Consider the following 15,113-nt stretch of genomic DNA (forward strand, 5'->3'; position numbering starts at 1 on the left):
CTGCACCACCGAGGGACTGAGCAGCTTGGGCTTGGGTGGGTCAGGGACCGCAGGCAAGATGCCTGCGCCACTGGGAGGAAAGACCGCAGGCAAGATGCCTGCGCCACCTGTAGAGCGGCCCGGGCCACCAGCGAGGACGACGGTTCCACCGAGACGAGGGACGGCAGGCGGGGACGCCTGCGCCACCGAGGGACTGAGCAGCTTGGGTTTGGGTGGGTCAGGGACCGCAGGCAAGATGCCTGCACCACCGGTAGAGCGGCCTGGGCTACCAGCGGGACCGCCGGTGCCAGCGAGACGAGGGATCGCAGGCAAGATGCCCGTCCTGAACTACTATGGCCGGAAATCGTCGCGGCGCGCGAGGATTTCCCTCCGTCATTCCCGCGAAGGCGGGAATCCATCCGGAGCCCTACCGCCCCTGGATGCCCGCCCCACGCCTTCGCGGGGGCAGGCTTTAAGGAGTGCGGGCATGACGGAATACCCCCGGTCGAGCTTTGGGTTGCGGGCGCCAGCCCGCGCTAGGCTGCGTCGAAGGGCCTGCGCTACCGAGGGACTGGGGGGCTTGCGGGAAATCTGCGGGCGAGAGCCGCCCGTGCTTTCAGCGATGCCCGCGGGCCCGGCTTCGAGACGGCCGCTGCGCGGCCTTCTCAGCCGGAGCGGGGTTCATCCGCACTCCAAGCCGGCGCATTCGGCCGTGCGGGCTCTCAGCCGATCTCGGCTAGCCCGAGCCGGCCGGCCCAGCGGTGTTGCAACACCGCGCGCAAGGCCGCCGACTCAGGGGTGCGCAGTGCCGGATCAAGCTGCAGCCACTCTTGAGCGGCGCGGCGGGCGTCGTCGAGCACGCGGCTGTCGCGCAGCAGGTTGGCAGCGCGGAAGTCGGGTAGCCCCGATTGCCGCGTCCCGATGAAGTCGCCGGGACCGCGGATTTGAAGATCGATCTCCGCGATCTTGAAACCGTCGCTGGTGCGCTCCATCGCCTTGAGCCGGCGGTACGCCTCGTCGCCGGCGTAGGCCGGCCCCACTAAGATGCAGGTCGAAGCTTCGCCGCCGCGTCCGACGCGCCCGCGCAGTTGGTGCAGCTGTGCCAAGCCGAAGCGCTCGGCGTGCTCGATCGCCATCACCGTCGCGTTGGGCACGTCGATGCCGACTTCGATCACGGTTGTGCTCACCAGCAGCTGCAGCTCGCCGGCCTTGAAGCGGCGCATCACCTGCTCTTTCTCCGCGCCCTTCATGCGGCCGTGGATGAGGCCGACGCGATAGCCTGCGAACACCGTGCGCGCGAGCTCGTTGGCCATGGTGGTGGCGTCGCGCAGGGCGGCCTTGTCGCTGGCGTCAACCAGCGGATAGACGACGTAACCTTGGCGCCCGGCATCGAGCTCGCGCTTGACCAGGGTGTAGACCTTCGGGCGATCATGCTCGCGCAGCACCAGCGTGCGCACCGGCTGGCGGCCCGGTGGCATTTCGTCGAGCACCGAGACATCGAGGTCGCCGTAGAGCGTGAGCGCCAGCGTGCGCGGAATCGGCGTGGCGCTGAGCAACAGCACGTCGGGCGGCGGCTCGCCGGCATCGCCACCGAGGCCACGCAGCGCCGCCCGCTGCATCACCCCGAAACGGTGCTGCTCGTCGATGATGCTCAGGCCGACGGCTTTGAAGCGCACGCTCTCCTGAATCAGCGCGTGGGTGCCGACGGCGATCTGAATCTCGCCCGCGGCCAGCTCGCGCTCCAGCGTGCGGCGCGTTGCCCGCGGCTGCTCGCCCGTCAGCAGCGCCGCGCGCACGCCCAGCGCCTCACACCAGCGGCCGATGGTGTTGAAGTGTTGCTCCGCCAGCAGCTCCGTCGGCGCCATGAAGGCGGCCTGCAAGTCGTTCTCCACCGCCACCAGCGCGGCGAACAGCGCCACGATGGTCTTGCCGCTGCCGACGTCGCCTTGCACCAGCCGATGCATCGGATGCGGCGCGGCCATGTCCTGGTAGATCTCCTTGATCACACGCTGCTGCGCCTTGGTGAGCGGGAAGGACAACTGCTGCGCCAGCCGATCGGTGAGATGGCCGCGGCGTGCGAGCGCGCGCCCGTCTTCGATCGCAATCGCCCGCCGCTTCAAACCGAGCCCGAGCTGGAGATAGAAGAGTTCATCGAACACCAGGCTGCGATGTCCGCTCGAAGCAAAGGCGTTCAACTGCGCCACGTCCATCTCCCGCGCGGGCTGATGCACGATGCGCAGCGCCCGCGTCAGGTCGAGCACCTGCCGCGGCCGGGTGATGCTTTCGGGCAGAGCGCTGGGAACACGCGCGCCGTATTCACTCACCGCTTGCTGCACGATCTTGCGCATGACGCCGACGCTCATCGCCGCCGGCTTGTTGTAGACCGGCAGAATACCTTGCCCCTGCGCTTCGGCTTCGAGATCAATCTCGGGGTGCACCATGCGCTTCATCCCGGTGGGCCCGGCCTCGACCTTGCCGTGCACCAGACAACGTTGGCCGAGGCGGTAGCGGTTCTTGAAGTAGGCGACCTGGTGGTACCAAGTGAGCGCGAGCAAACCGCTGTCGTCTTTGAGTGCGCCTTCCAAGATGCGGCGCTGGCTGCGTCCGACGAAGCGCTCGGCCAAGTGTGCGATCTCGCCGATCACACTGCCCTCTTCGCCTAGGCGCAGCTCGCGGACCGTGCACACCGCACGCCGGTCCTCGTAACGAAACGGCAAGTGATACAGGAGATCTTCGACCGTGCGCAGGCCGAGTTTCCGGAACTGCTCAGCGCGCTGCGGCCCGACGCCGCGCACGAACTGCACCGGCTGCTTGAGCGCTTCCAGGCCAGCGGCGAGATCCCCGCCGCTACGCTGATACGGCGGTACTTGCGCCGCGACGGCTGCGGGCACGGCTGTTGCCGGGGCGGCACACTGCACCGGCCGAGCCGAAGCCGGCACCGGGGCGCTGGTCGCTGGCCCGGGTGCGGCGGCGAGGGGAACGGCGCCAAGCCCGCCCACCAACTCTCGCAGCGCGCGCGCCCAGGCGAGGCGATCGGGGGGCGGGTGCCGCACGAAGGCTTCGAGCGCGGCGCATACGGCGCCGAGTTGTGAGCGCGCCGGCTCGGCCAGCGTCATCGTCAGCGCGCGCCCGCGCTCGGCCAGCGCCGCTGCGGGCACGCCGACGCGCTCGGCGGCCGCGGCCGGACTGCGTAGTAAGAAGTCCAGCGGTGCACTGACCGCCGCCAGGAAGGCCGCCAGCGAATCGCTGTCAACTCCGGGGGGCACGATTAGCGCCGTCGTCGCCGGCGGCAGCACGATGATGGTCTTGCAGCGGGCACACTTGCAGCGCCTCGCGCCGCAGCCACGCCACCCCCTCGGCGGCAGCGGCCGCCGCCGCCACGGTGGTGAAATACGGCACGCGGCACTCGAGCGCGCTGCGGCGGATCGAGTACGAGTCCTGCTGCGACCCAATACCCATCGGCGTATTGATGACCATCGCGATGCTGCCGCCGCGGATGGCATCGACGATGTGCGGGCTGCCCTCGGCGACCTTGTTGATGCCGCTGACTGCCACCCCGTGCCGGCTGAGGTAGGCCGCGGTGCCGTGCGTGGCGATCAAACGAAAGCCTTCCTGCACCAGCCGCCGGGCGATCGGCAGCACACGCGGCTTGTCTTCGTCGGGCACGCTGAGGAAGGCCGTACCACCCAGCGGTAGCATGGTGCCGGCAGCAATCTGCGCCTTGGCAAAGGCCGCCCCGAAGGTGCTGTCGATTCCCATCACCTCGCCGGTGGATTTCATCTCCGGACCGAGCAGGGTGTCGACGTTGGGGAACTTGGTGAAGGGGAACACGGCCTCTTTGACCGAGATATGGTCCGGCACCACCTCGGCGGTGAAACCCAGTTCGCGCAGCGGGCGTCCGAGCATGACACGCGCTGCCAGTTTCGCCAGCGGTACACCAATGGCCTTGCTGACGAACGGCACCGTGCGCGAGGCCCGCGGGTTGACCTCGAGGATGTAGACGTCGTCGCCTTTGACGGCGAACTGGATATTCATCAAGCCGATGACTTCCAGCTCGCGCGCCAGTGCCTGGGTCTGCCGGCGGACTTCGTCCTGCACCGCTTTGGAGATGGTGATCGGCGGCAGCGAGCAGGCACTGTCGCCGGAGTGCACGCCGGCGCGCTCGATGTGCTCCATGATCCCGCCGACCACGACTAGTTCGCCGTCGCTGATGGCGTCGACGTCCAGCTCGATGGCGTCTTCGAGAAACTGATCGATCAGCACCGGCCGATCAGGCGCCAGGTCCACGGCCCGGGCCATGTAGCCGCGCAGCGCGGTCTCCTCGTGCACGATCTCCATCGCCCGCCCCCCGAGCACGTACGATGGCCGCACCAGCACCGGGTAGCCGATGCCGGCCGCCACGCGCACGGCCTCGTCAACCGTACGGGCGATGCCGTTGGCCGGCTGGCGCAAGCCCAAGCGGGTCAGCAGCACGGCGAAGCGCTCGCGATCCTCGGCGCGATCGATGGCGTCGGGCGAGGTGCCGAGGATGCGCACGCCGGCCTGCTCCAGCGGCACGGCCAACTTCAACGGCGTCTGGCCGCCGAACTGCACGATCACGCCCAAGGGCTGCTCGCGGGCAATGATGCCGAGGACATCCTCACGCGTGAGCGGCTCGAAGTACAGTTTATCCGAGGTGTCGTAGTCGGTGCTGACGGTCTCGGGGTTGCAGTTGACCATGATGGTCTCGTAGCCGTCCTCCTTGAGTGCGAAGGCGGCGTGCACGCAGCAGTAGTCGAACTCGATGCCCTGGCCGATGCGGTTGGGCCCGCCGCCGAGGATCAGGACCTTCTTGCGATCGGTCACGCCCGATTCGTCTTCGGCGTCGTAGCTCGAGTAGAGGTAGGGAGTGAAGGCGGCGAACTCGGCGGCGCAGGTGTCGACCATCTTGTAGACCGGTTCGACCCCAGCGCGCAGCCGCCTCTGGCGGAGGTCTTCTTCGCTGCCGCCGGTCAACTGCGCCAGGCGGATGTCGGAGAAGCCCATGGCTTTGGCGCGGCGTAACAAGTCGGCAGCCAGCGGCGCGCCCGACTGTCGGATCTCGTCTTCGCAGGCGACGATCTGGCGGATGTTTTCCAAGAACCACGGATCGATCCTCGACAGCTCGAACAGGCGTTGCGTGTTGTACCCGGCGCGATAGGCGGCGGCGATGTACCACAGGCGGCGAGCGTTGGGCGTGGCCAACTTCTCGTCCAGCGCAGCACCCTCCAGGTGCTGGCCCAGGCCTTTGTCGTCGAACCCGTAGGAGTCGATCTCGAGCGAGCGGATGGCCTTGTGCAGCGACTCCTTGAACGTGCGGCCGATCGCCATGGCCTCGCCGACCGACTTCATCTGCGGCCCGAGCAGGTCGGTGGCGGCGGGAAACTTCTCGAAGGTGAAGCGTGGGATCTTGGTTACCACGTAGTCGATGGTGGGCTCGAAACACGCCGGGGTCTCACGCGTGATGTCGTTGCGGATCTCGTCGAGGGTGTAGCCGACGGCGAGCTTGGCGGCGATCTTGGCGATCGGGAAGCCGGTGGCTTTGCTGGCCAGGGCGGAGCTGCGCGAGACCCGCGGATTCATTTCGATGATTACCAGCCTCCCGTTGTCGGGATGGACGCCGAACTGGATGTTCGAGCCGCCGGTATCGACGCCGATCTCGCGGATGATGGCGAGCGCGGCGTCGCGCATGATCTGGTATTCCTTATCGGTGAGGGTCTGCGCTGGCGCGATGGTGATGCTGTCGCCGGTGTGCACACCCATGGGATCGAAGTTTTCGATCGAGCAGACGATGACGACGTTGTCCTTGCCGTCGCGCATCACTTCGAGCTCGAACTCCTTCCAGCCGGCGATCGATTCCTCGACCAGCACCTCGTTGGTCGGCGAGGCATCGAGGCCCCAGCTTACGACTGCTTCGAAGGCAGCCTCGGTGGTGACCACGCCGCCGCCGGTACCGCCGAGCGTACGCGAGGGACGAATGATCAGCGGCAAGCCCAGCTCGTGGCGAATTGCTTGCGCTTCGGCTAACGAGTGGGCGTAGCCGCTGCGCGGCAAGTCGAGGCCGATGCGCTCCATCGCGGCTTTGAAGAGGTTGCGGTCCTCAGCCATTTTGATTGCCGGCAGCTTGGCGCCGATCAGCTCGACGCCGTAGCGATCGAGCACGCCGCGCTCAGCCAGCTCGATGGCCATGTTGAGCCCGGTCTGCCCGCCGATGGTGGGCAGCAAGGCCTCGGGGCGCTCGGCGGCGATGATGCGCTCCAGGATTTCGGCGGTGATCGGCTCGACGTAGGTACGGTCGGCAAAGCCGGGGTCGGTCATGATCGTCGCCGGGTTGGAGTTGATCAGGATGACCCGGAAGCCTTCTTCCTTGAGCGCCTTGCAGGCCTGCGTGCCCGAGTAGTCGAACTCGCAGGCTTGGCCGATGACGATCGGGCCCGAGCCGATCAGGAGGATGCTCTTGAGGTCAGTGCGTTTGGGCATGAGCCCGACTTCCTATGCCTCTCTCTGCCTCAGCCCTCTCTCCGCACACCGATGCGGGGAGAGAGAACCAGGGATGCCCCGTCGAGCGCTTCACCGACCCGCCTCCATCATGTTCAGAAACCGCTTGAACAAGTAGTTGGCGTCGTGCGGGCCGGGCGAGGCTTCGGGGTGATACTGCACCGAGAACAGCTGCGCCTCGGGCTGGCTCAAACCCTCGACGGTCTGGTCGTTCAAATTAACGTGGGTGACCGCAGCGATGCCCTGGACCGACTCGGCCGCGACGGCAAAGCCGTGGTTCTGGCTGGTGATCTCGGTCTTACGAGTAGTGAGGTCCATGACCGGCTGGTTGCCGCCGTGATGGCCGAACTTGAGCTTGTAGGTGCGCCCGCCCAGCGCCAGGCCGAGCATCTGATGGCCGAGGCAGATGCCGAAGATGGGCCGCCTGCCGATCAGCTCGCGCACGATGCCGGCGTAGGGGCCGACGTCGGGATCCCCGGGGCCGTTGGAGAGAAAGATACCGTCCGGTTTGAGCGCCAGCACCTCAACCGCCGGCGTGGCGGCCGGCACCACGCGCACGCGGCAGCCGCCGCTGACCAGGCAGCGCAGGATGTTGCGCTTGATCCCGTAATCGTAGGCGACCACGAAGGGCCGCGCGCCCGCCCCCTCGGCGCGGCCGTAACCGTGTGACAGCGACCAGGTCGCCTCATCCCAATCGTAAGCGGCGGTGCAAGTAACTTCCTTGACGAGGTCACGCCCGATGAGGCCGGCCGACGCCCGCGCCCGTTCGACCAGCCGCGCCGCATCGAGATCGACGGTCGAGAGCACCGCTTCTTGCGCGCCGTACTGGCGCAGCCGGCGCACCAGGGCGCGGGTGTCGATGCCTTGAATGGCGGGGATGGCGTTGGCCACCAGGTAGTCGCGCAAGCTCTGTTGCGCCCGCCAGTTGCTCGGCTGTTCCCAGTACTCCTTGACGATGAAGCCTTGCACGAACGGGCGCAGTGATTCCACGTCCTCACGGTTGACGCCGACGTTGCCGATCTCCGGGCAGGTCATGGCCACCAGCTGGCCGCGGTACGAGGGGTCGGTGAGGATCTCTTGATAGCCGGTCATCGAGGTGTTGAAGACGACCTCACCGACGGTTTCGCCGCTGGCGCCAAACGACTCGCCTTCGTATACGGTGCCGTCGGCGAGGGCCAACAGTGCTTTCATGCTGACTTCTTCCTCCGCTCGTTGGCGGCGGCGCGAAACACGGTGCGGCCTCCGACGATGGTAGCCACCGCTTGTCCCACCATGTCCCAGCCGCCGAAGGGCGTGTTGCGGCTCTTCGACAGCAGCTTGTCCGTCTCCACCCGCCAGCGGCGCTTGGGGTCGATCACGGTCACGTCAGCGGGCTGGCCGACGGCGAGCGAGCCACCGGCGACAGCGAGGATCCTGGCCGGGTTGACGCTGAGCGCGCGCACCAGGGTATCGATCGTGACCTGGGCTTCGCCGAGTAGACGCAGGGCGAGGGGCAGAGCGGTTTCCAGGCCGATGATGCCGTTCAAGGCGGCGTCGAACTCGCATTCCTTTTCATCGCGGTGGTGGGGCGCGTGATCGGTGGCGATGACCTCGAGCGTGGCGTCGCGGATACCTTCGCGAACGGCCGCTACATCGGTCTCGGTGCGCAGCGGCGGGTTCATCTTGGCGTTGGTGTTGTAGTCGGCGACGGCAGCTTCGGTGAGGGTGAAGTGATGCGGCGCCGCTTCCGCGGTCACATTTATGCCGCGGGCTTTGGCGGCACGGATCAACTCGACCGCGCCGGCGGTGCTGACGTGGGCGACGTGCAGGCGGCCGCCGGTTTGTTCGGCCAGGGCGAGGTCGCGCGCCACCATGGCGGATTCGGCGGCGGCCGGTGCCCCCGCGAGCCCCAGCCGCAGTGACACCGCGCCTTCGTTCATCACGCCGCCGCCGGCGAGGTTGCGGTCCTCGGCGTGGGCGATCACGGGCAGGCCAAACATGCTCGCGTACTCCAAGGCGCGCCGCATCAAGCTGCCATCCATCACCGGCTGCCCGTCGTCGGAGAGCGCGACCACGCCGGCTTCGCGCAGTTCGCCGATCTCGGCCAGCTGTTGTCCGCGCAGGCCGACGCTGACCGCACCGATGGGGTAGACGCGCACCAGATTCAGCGCCCGCGCTCGCTCGAGAATCGACTGCGTGACCGCGGCACAGTCGTTGACCGGATTGGTGTTGGCCATGCACGCCACCGCGGTAAAGCCGCCGGCCGCCGCCGCGCGCGCGCCGCTGGCGATGGTCTCCTTGTACTCGTAGCCCGGCTCGCGCAGGTGGACGTGCATGTCGATGAGCCCGGGCACGATCCAGCACCCGGCGGCGTCAAGCTCCTCGGCGCCGCCGGCGTCGAGGTCGCCGGGCGGCGCGACCGCGGCCACCAGCCCGTCGCGGATAAGCAGATCGCGCCGCTCGTGCACGCCCGCGGCCGGGTCGATGACGGTGCCGCCGGTGATGAGGAGTGCGCCGCTCATCCCGCCCTCCGGCGCAAGGGCGTCGCTTGGGCCGGCGCTTCGGTTTCAGCCGTTACCACTTCGCGGCTGCGGTTGATCAGCAGGAAGAGCACCGCCATACGCAACGCGACACCGTTGGTGACCTGGTCCATGATGACCGAATACGGCCCGTCCGCCACCTCGCTGGCGATCTCCACGCCCCGGTTGATCGGGCCGGGATGCATGATCAGCACCTGCGGCGCGGCCTGGCGCACGACCGCTTCGGTGAGGCAGAAATAGCGCGAGTACTCGTCGAGGTTGGGGAAGAAGTTGGCGCCCTGGCGCTCGCGCTGCAGGCGCAGAGTCATGATCACGTCAACGCCGCGCACGCCTTCGGCGAGGTCATGAGTCACTTCCGCCCACTGCCGCAGCTCGCGCGGCAGCAGCGTCGGCGGGCCGATCAGGCGCACCTCGGCGCCGAGCGCACGCAAGCCGCAGAGGTTCGAGCGGGCGACGCGGCTGTGCAGGATATCGCCCACGATCGCGACCTTCAGGCTTTCCAAGTTGCCGCGGTGCTCACGGATGGTGAGCAGATCGAGCAGGGCCTGGGTCGGATGCTCGTGGGCGCCGTCGCCGGCGTTGATGATGGCGCAATCGACCCGCTGCGCCAGGAAGTGGGGGGCGCCGGACGAGGGGTGCCGCAGTACGATGCCGTCGGGCCGCATGGCCGCCAGATTGCGCGCGGTATCCAACAGGGTCTCGCCTTTGGTGACGCTGCTGGCCGCGGCCGACAGGCTGACGAAGTCGGCGCTCATGCGTTTGGCCGCGATCTCGAATGACATGCGGGTGCGGGTGCTGGCTTCGTAGAACAGGCCGATGACGGTCTTGCCGCGCAGCGTCGGCACCTTCTTGATCTCGCGCTCCGAGATCTCGCGAAACGAGGCGGCGGTGTCGAGGAGGTAGAGGATGTCTTCACGGCTCATGCCTTCGAGGCCGAGCAGGTGACGCGCGCTGAAGTCCATAGCTGCTCTCCACTCAAGCCGGGGGGCGCGCGATCACCACCTCGTCGCGCCCGTCGCTTTCCTGCAACCGTACCTGCACCGATTCGTTGACTGCCGTCGGCAGGTTCTTGCCGACGTAATCGGCGCGAATCGGCAGCTCGCGGTGTCCGCGGTCGATCAAAACCACCAGCTGCACACTCTGCGGCCGGCCGAAATCCATCAAGGCATCAAGGGCGGCGCGCACCGTGCGCCCGGTGTAGAGGACATCGTCGACCAACAGCACGCGCCGGCCGTCGATGGCGAAGCGAATGTCGGTGCCCTTCACCAGCGGCTGCTGGCGCGCCCGGCCGAGGTCGTCGCGGTACAAGGTGATGTCGATGATGCCGCTAGGCAGCTCGACGCCCTCGATCTCGGCGATCTTCGCCCGCAAACGTTCCGCCACGTGGACACCGCGCGAGCGGATGCCGATGAGCGCCAACTGCTCGGTGCCCTTGTTACGTTCGAGCACCTCGTGCGCCATGCGCGTGAGCGCGCGCTCGACGCCTTGCGCATCCATGACTATGCGCTCACCCATGCTGACGCCGCAGGTTTCCAGCGGGCAAAAAAAAGCCCCCTCGCCGCGAGGAGGCCGTCACCCACATACCAAGGTTGTTGCTGTAGCCGTTCATCGAACCCCTTCCTGGCCTCTCGGGACCAGACTTAAAAGGTCGGCGATTATCTAGCCCTCGCGGCGGGCGAAGTCAATTCACCGCTTGCGCGCGGAGCCGGGATCAGCCGGCGGCGTGGGCTTTGAGGCAATCGCGGCAGCGGCCGTACAGCTCCATCTTGTGGCCGCTAAGGCGAAAGCCGAGTTGCCGGGCGACCTCTTCCTGGAGGGCTTCGATGCGCTCTTCTTCGAACTCGACGATCTTGCCGCACTCCTCGCAGATGAGGTGGTCGTGGTGCTCGCGGTTGACCCCGCTCTCGTAGCGGGCCTCGCCATCACGGAAGTGGCGCTCGACGGCCAGGCCGCACTCGGTGAGCAGCTTCATGGTGCGGTAAACCGTGGCGTAGCCGATACCCGGGTTAACCTTCTTTACCGCGTTATAGATTTCCTCGACGCTGCTGTGGCGGTTGCTGGCGAAGAAGACGCGGGTGATGTCGTCGCGTTGGGCGGTCGACTTCAGGCGCCGGCGCCGCAGATGCTCCTTGAAGGTGGCGAAACGGTCGCCGGTGGACAGCTTATCCTTCACCCGGTGCACTGGCCGCCTCCGGGGTCGCCCCTTCGAGCAGGCGTCGCGCTGCCGGCGACAAGTAGATGGTCTCGAGCGGCCGGGTGGCGAGTTCATTGGCCAGGATGTCGATCTGCGCCGTGACCGGCAAGCCGCGATCGAGCAGGATGAGGTTCTTCTCGTGTACCCGGCAGCTGCCGCTGCGCACGCGGTAGCCCACCTCGCGCAGCAGCCGCTCCTCGCGCACCTCGATGCCGAGCTGGGTGGCTAACTGTTTGAGCTCATCGAGCATGGCCTGCTGATTCGCACCCGGCCGTGTGTTTTTCACTGCCATGGCTTTTTTCTTACTGGAGGCGGGTGGGCTTGTAAAGCAAGCAACGCCGGCTGGCCCTGAGCGTGCTTGACCTCGCCGGGGGCAGCCTCTAAGGTCGGCCAACTTCTCCCGCTAAGGTTGTGCTCGTGCGCTATCGCCAATCGCTGATCCCGACGCTCAAGGAAAACCCGGCCGATGCCGAGGTCATCAGCCACCAGTTGATGGTTCGTGCCGGGATGATCCGCCAGGTGGCGCGCGGAATTTACAACTTCTTGCCGCTGGGCTTGCGGGTGGTGCGCAAAGTCGAGCAGATCGTGCGCGAGGAGATGAATCGGGCCGGGGCGCAGGAGATTCTGATGCCGGCCGTCTGCCCGGCCGAGCTGTGGCAGGAGAGCGGCCGCTGGGAGCACTACGGCAAGGAACTATTGCGGATGAAGGACCGCTACGAGCGCGACTTCTGCTTCGGGCCGACGCACGAGGAGCTGGTCACCGACATCGTTCGCCGTGAGGTGCGCTCGTACCGCGAGTTGCCGCTCAATCTCTACCAGATCCAGACCAAGTTTCGCGATGAAGTGCGCCCGCGCTTCGGCCTGATGCGTGGCCGCGAGTTCATCATGAAGGACGCCTATTCCTTCCACACCAGCGAGGCCGACTGCTGGCGCGAGTATCAGAACATGGCCGAGGCCTACCGGCGGATCTTCGCACGCTGCGGGCTGACGACGCGACAGGTGGAATCGGACACCGGCGCCATCGGCGGCAGCGCAGCGCACGAGTTCCAGGTGCTCGCCGATTCCGGCGAGGACGCCATCGTCAGCTGCACCCAGTGCCAGTACGCCGCCAACGTCGAGCGTGCCGAGGTGGGCGAAACGCCGCCAGCAACGACGCCGGCCGGCAACCCGACTCGTAAAGTCCGTACGCCGGGCAAGCGTACGGTGGAAGAGGTGGCCGAATTCCTGTCCGAGCCGCCGGCGCGCTTCATCAAGACGCTGCTGTACCTCACCAGCTCCGGCAGCACGGTCGCGGCGCTGGTGCGCGGGGATCACGAGCTGAGCGAGACCAAGCTGAAGACCGCACTGGCGGTAGATTGGGTGGCGCTGGCCGACGAAGACACGGTGCGCCGGGTCACCGGCGCCCCGGTGGGTTATGCGGGCCCGATCGGCCTCAATGCACCGATGCTGGCCGATCGCGCGCTGCGCGGCATCTCCGGTGCGGTGAGTGGCGCGAACGAGGCCGATCATCACCTCGTGGACGTCGATCAGGCGCGCGACTTGCCCGGTGTGCGGTTCGCCGATTTGCGGGCGGCGCGTGCGGGTGATCGCTGCCCGCGCTGTGACGGCGGTAGCTTCGCGGCCCACCGCGGCATCGAGGTCGGCAACATCTTCTACCTGGGCACGAAGTACAGCGTACCAATGAAGGCCGCCTACCTCGACGCCAACGGCCAGGAGCAGCCGCTGGTAATGGGCTGTTACGGCATCGGCATCACCCGCACCGCAGCGGCGGCAGTTGAGCAGCACCACGACGCCAATGGCATCATCTGGCCCCTGGCCATCGCTCCGGCGCAGGTGCACGTCGTCCCCGTCAATTGGAATGACGAGCAACTGCGGTCCACCGCCGAGGCGCTCACCGGCCAACTCGAAGAGGCCGGCGTTGAGGTTTTGCTCGACGACCGCGAGGAGCGGCCGGGGGTGAAGTTCAAAGACGCTGATTTGATTGGCGTGCCGCTGCGGATCACGGTCGGGCCGAAGAGCCTGGCGCGCGGAGCGGTGGAGTTCAAACACCGCCGCGAGGCGCAGGCGAGCGAGCTGCCGGTGAGCGAGGTGGCCGAACGGGTGCGTAACGTGGTCCGGACGGAGATTGGCCGATGACCTTGCAGTGGCCGTTTGGCGGCCATCAGGGCGGCATGCGCAGCCGTCTGATCTTTGCGCTCGATGTCGGCTCGGTCCGCGAGGCGCTCGAACTGGTCGGCCGGCTGGCGCAAGAGGTCGGCATGTTCAAGGTCGGCAAGCAGCTCTTCCTGCACGCCGGCCCCCAGATCGTGCGCGATATTCGCGACCACGGCGGCGAGGTCTTCCTCGATCTCAAGTTCCACGACATTCCGCGCACGGTGGCCAAAGCCGGGGTGGAAGCGGCGCGCATGGGCGTGCGCATGTTCGACCTGCACGCCTCGGGCAGCCTGGAGATGATGCAACGCACGGTGGCCGAGGTCGCTAAAGTGTGCCGCACCGAGGCGCTGCGCAAGCCGAAGATCTTGGCAGTCACGGTGCTCACCAGCCTCAACCGCGATGATCTCAAGCGCGTCGGCATCATGGCGGGCGTCGAGAGCCAGGTGGTGCGGTTGGCGCGGCTGGCTAAGCTGGCCGGCATGGACGGCGTGGTGGCCTCGCCGCTAGAGATCGTCCGCATTCGCAAGGAGTGCGGCCGCGGCTTCATCATCGTGACCCCGGGCGTGCGAGGTCAGGACGGAGAGGTCGACGATCAGAAGCGCGTAATGAGTTCGGAGGATGCCGTGCGCGCCGGCGCCGATTATCTCGTCGTCGGCCGGCCGATTCGCGACGCCGCCGATCCGGCGGCCGCCGCTCGCGAGATCGTGGCCTCGATGGAGCGCGGGCTGGCCTCGATCGAGCGCCGGGTGCGGCTGTTTAGCGACCGTTCCAAGACCTAGCCGCCGTCGCGCCTCTCGGCACCGGGTTCAGGTTTCGTTCTCGGCGCGCTGCGGCCGCAGATCGAGATCGGGCGGGGGTGCGTCGGGTAGTTTCCAGACTATGTACGGCTTGCCCGTGAGTTCGTGGTAGACGTTGGCCGCCTTCACGCACTTGTGGAAGGCAGCCTCGAAGGCGGCGAAGTCACGCTGCTGGAGCGGCGCTTCGAGGGTGGCCCAGCTCTTCTCGAGGTAGCGGCTGAGCGCCTCCTCGTGCTTCGGGCGGGTGAAGGCGCAGAGCTCCAGGAGGCCCTTGATCTCCTTGTACTGAAACGCAGCCATCGGCCAGTTCTCGGCTTGCGCGGCGTAGTACAGCTTCCAGGTGCGCGCGCCGATCTCGGGCATCAAGCGGCCAAGGCCGGGCTGGATGCGCACGAGATCCTCCACGGTCATCGGCCGCTGTCCACCGTCGAAGGCCAGCGCCTTGAGTTTCTGCAAGAGGAGTTCCTCATCCATCGGGATCTTTCCTTGGCGGAGCAGCCGGCATGAGGCGGCAGTGTTGCGCGGATTTCCACGTGCTTAGCCGAAGCGGCGGATCGCCGTCAACACCGGCTTCTCGCCGCCCCCGGGTCACGGGGTGTGCGACAAATCTGTGGGTAACGTGCAGCCGACCGGGCAAATCCTCACCAGTCTGACAGTACTGTGTGCTGTCAGGCCGAGGCCCACGAAAGGGACGCAATTTGTCATTCCCGCGAAAGCGGGAATCCACGGCACCGGCTCGCTACGACCCGCCAGCGCTACACGATCTCGTCATAGAGGTCTCGCCAGTCCGGGTTCCGAGCTTCGATCGGCTCGATCTTCCAGGCGCGGCGCCGCTTCTTCAGCTGCTTCTCCCGCACGATTGCGGTCTCTGCGCAGCCGTGCGCTTCGTAGTAGACCAGCTTGTCAACGCCGTACTTGGCCGAAAAACCCTCCACTACCTTGCTCTTATGCTGC

12 protein-coding genes are annotated in these 15,113 nt (G+C 67.1%); 2 read left to right on the forward strand and 10 right to left on the reverse strand.

Going from position 1 to position 15,113, the window contains the following annotated elements; genetic code table 11:
- Window positions 1–701: 701 nt before the first annotated feature.
- The 8 genes from recG to HY699_01885 all read right to left on the reverse strand — a co-directional run bounded on the left by recG (window position 702) and on the right by HY699_01885 (window position 11,500).
- Window positions 702–3,095, reverse strand: coding sequence for an ATP-dependent DNA helicase RecG (gene recG, locus HY699_01850; GenBank protein MBI4514544.1), 2,394 nt, complete (start codon window positions 3,093–3,095; stop codon window positions 702–704).
- Between the two features lie 133 nt (window positions 3,096–3,228).
- On the reverse strand, window positions 3,229–6,477 hold the full coding sequence (gene carB / locus HY699_01855) for a carbamoyl-phosphate synthase large subunit (GenBank protein MBI4514545.1): 3,249 nt from the start codon (window positions 6,475–6,477) through the stop codon (window positions 3,229–3,231).
- Window positions 6,478–6,567: 90 nt separating this feature from the next.
- Complete coding sequence (gene carA, locus HY699_01860) at window positions 6,568–7,686, reverse strand: glutamine-hydrolyzing carbamoyl-phosphate synthase small subunit (GenBank protein ID MBI4514546.1); 1,119 nt, start codon at window positions 7,684–7,686, stop codon at window positions 6,568–6,570.
- Window positions 7,683–8,996, reverse strand: coding sequence for a dihydroorotase (locus HY699_01865; protein MBI4514547.1), 1,314 nt, complete (start codon window positions 8,994–8,996; stop codon window positions 7,683–7,685). The genes carA and HY699_01865 overlap by 4 nt, the downstream gene beginning before the upstream one ends.
- The gene (locus HY699_01870; GenBank protein MBI4514548.1) at window positions 8,993–9,976 is read right to left on the reverse strand and encodes an aspartate carbamoyltransferase catalytic subunit; all 984 of its coding nucleotides are present in this window, start codon (window positions 9,974–9,976) and stop codon (window positions 8,993–8,995) included. Before HY699_01870 ends, HY699_01865 begins: the two co-directional genes overlap by 4 nt.
- Window positions 9,977–9,989: 13 nt before the next feature.
- Window positions 9,990–10,529, reverse strand: coding sequence for a bifunctional pyr operon transcriptional regulator/uracil phosphoribosyltransferase PyrR (gene pyrR / locus HY699_01875; protein ID MBI4514549.1), 540 nt, complete (start codon window positions 10,527–10,529; stop codon window positions 9,990–9,992).
- 196 nt (window positions 10,530–10,725) lie between these two features.
- On the reverse strand, window positions 10,726–11,283 hold the full coding sequence (locus HY699_01880) for a transcriptional repressor (GenBank protein MBI4514550.1): 558 nt from the start codon (window positions 11,281–11,283) through the stop codon (window positions 10,726–10,728).
- Complete coding sequence (locus HY699_01885) at window positions 11,177–11,500, reverse strand: hypothetical protein (GenBank protein ID MBI4514551.1); 324 nt, start codon at window positions 11,498–11,500, stop codon at window positions 11,177–11,179. The genes HY699_01880 and HY699_01885 overlap by 107 nt, the downstream gene beginning before the upstream one ends.
- 125 nt (window positions 11,501–11,625) lie before the next feature.
- Between HY699_01885 and HY699_01890 the strand changes: the two genes are divergently transcribed.
- Window positions 11,626–13,344, forward strand: a complete 1,719-nt coding sequence (locus HY699_01890) for a proline--tRNA ligase (GenBank protein MBI4514552.1) — start codon at window positions 11,626–11,628, stop codon at window positions 13,342–13,344.
- Window positions 13,345–13,379: 35 nt separating this feature from the next.
- On the forward strand, window positions 13,380–14,141 hold the full coding sequence (pyrF, locus tag HY699_01895; protein MBI4514553.1) for an orotidine-5'-phosphate decarboxylase: 762 nt from the start codon (window positions 13,380–13,382) through the stop codon (window positions 14,139–14,141).
- A gap of 27 nt (window positions 14,142–14,168) precedes the next feature.
- Here the strand turns inward: pyrF and HY699_01900 are convergent, their stop codons facing one another.
- Together HY699_01900 and HY699_01905 are read right to left on the reverse strand one after the other, a co-directional pair.
- A complete protein-coding gene (locus HY699_01900; GenBank protein MBI4514554.1) occupies window positions 14,169–14,633 on the reverse strand; it encodes a hypothetical protein in 465 nt (154 codons plus the stop codon).
- 281 nt (window positions 14,634–14,914) lie between these two features.
- On the reverse strand, window positions 14,915–15,094 hold the full coding sequence (locus HY699_01905) for a GIY-YIG nuclease family protein (GenBank protein MBI4514555.1): 180 nt from the start codon (window positions 15,092–15,094) through the stop codon (window positions 14,915–14,917).
- Window positions 15,095–15,113: the final 19 nt, after the last annotated feature.

It is taken from the genome of Deltaproteobacteria bacterium (assembly GCA_016210005.1).
Classification (GTDB): domain Bacteria; phylum Desulfobacterota; class Binatia; order HRBIN30; family JACQVA1; genus JACQVA1.

Coding starts and splice junctions, on each gene's coding strand:
- recG (MBI4514544.1), bottom strand. CDS start 3,095: ATGACGCTGGCCGAGCCGGCGCGCTCACAACTCGGCGCCGTATGCGCC.
- carB (MBI4514545.1), bottom strand. CDS start 6,477: ATGCCCAAACGCACTGACCTCAAGAGCATCCTCCTGATCGGCTCGGGC.
- carA (MBI4514546.1), bottom strand. CDS start 7,686: ATGAAAGCACTGTTGGCCCTCGCCGACGGCACCGTATACGAAGGCGAG.
- HY699_01865 (MBI4514547.1), bottom strand. CDS start 8,996: ATGAGCGGCGCACTCCTCATCACCGGCGGCACCGTCATCGACCCGGCC.
- HY699_01870 (MBI4514548.1), bottom strand. CDS start 9,976: ATGGACTTCAGCGCGCGTCACCTGCTCGGCCTCGAAGGCATGAGCCGT.
- pyrR (MBI4514549.1), bottom strand. CDS start 10,529: ATGGGTGAGCGCATAGTCATGGATGCGCAAGGCGTCGAGCGCGCGCTC.
- HY699_01880 (MBI4514550.1), bottom strand. CDS start 11,283: ATGAACTCGCCACCCGGCCGCTCGAGACCATCTACTTGTCGCCGGCAG.
- HY699_01885 (MBI4514551.1), bottom strand. CDS start 11,500: ATGGCAGTGAAAAACACACGGCCGGGTGCGAATCAGCAGGCCATGCTC.
- pyrF (MBI4514553.1), top strand. CDS start 13,380: ATGCGCAGCCGTCTGATCTTTGCGCTCGATGTCGGCTCGGTCCGCGAG.
- HY699_01900 (MBI4514554.1), bottom strand. CDS start 14,633: ATGGATGAGGAACTCCTCTTGCAGAAACTCAAGGCGCTGGCCTTCGAC.